Origin of the sequence: Pantoea sp. SIMBA_079 (assembly GCF_046940275.1) — a bacterium.
GTDB lineage: Bacteria > Pseudomonadota > Gammaproteobacteria > Enterobacterales > Enterobacteriaceae > Pantoea > Pantoea borealis.
This window is the reverse complement of sequence record NZ_JAWRYR010000284.1, coordinates 1-273: the sequence shown is the minus strand read 5'-3', so window position 1 is coordinate 273 and position 273 is coordinate 1. Positions and strand designations below refer to the sequence as shown.

The 273-nt window shown below is 53.8% G+C and carries 1 protein-coding gene; it reads right to left on the bottom strand.

Going from position 1 to position 273, the window contains the following annotated elements; all coding sequences use genetic code 11:
* A partial coding sequence (locus SB719_RS20040; protein ID WP_412159721.1) for a class I tRNA ligase family protein occupies positions 1-263 on the bottom strand: 263 nt, incomplete at its 3' end.
* Positions 264-273: the final 10 nt, after the last annotated feature.

The window sequence follows — 273 nt, the reverse complement described above, 5'->3', positions numbered from 1 at the left end:
CCCCAGTCGAATGTCGTACGCGAAATCGACAGGTCCTTCAGACCCGACTTTACGAAGCTCACGATCTCGTTGCGACGTTCCGCAGGCATGATGAAGCCCGGATTCTTCTCGTAAAGATCGAGCAATTTGTCCTGATAGGCTGAGAGACGGAAGAAATAGCTTTCTTCCTCAACCCATTCGACAGGAGTCCCTTGCGGACCGTAGCGCACACCATCCTCGCGGACTTCCGTTTCCTCTTCGCCGTAATAGGCTTCGTCACGCACGGAATACCAG